This is a genomic window from Halorubrum sp. SP3 (assembly GCF_005435195.1).
Taxonomy (GTDB): Archaea; Halobacteriota; Halobacteria; order Halobacteriales; family Haloferacaceae; genus Halorubrum; species Halorubrum sodomense.
Genome location: NZ_SGTU01000361.1, coordinates 1 through 212 on the forward strand (window position 1 = coordinate 1; position 212 = coordinate 212).

A 212-nucleotide genomic window follows, 5' to 3' on the forward strand; every position below is an offset into this window, starting at 1 on the left:
CGGTGAGGACTGCACAGCAGAACGCGTAGGCGCCGGCGAGCAGCGACCAACGCCGTGAGGGCGTCAACTCGGCCGCCCGTCGGAGAGAACTGTCCATAGTCGAATGTCACGGATTCGGCATAAAGCTCTTCGCGTGAGTGAAGCGGTCGCTTGTGTTTCCCCCGCGGGCCTCGCCCGCGCTCACGCGACCGCGATCGCGAGTTCGAACGGGT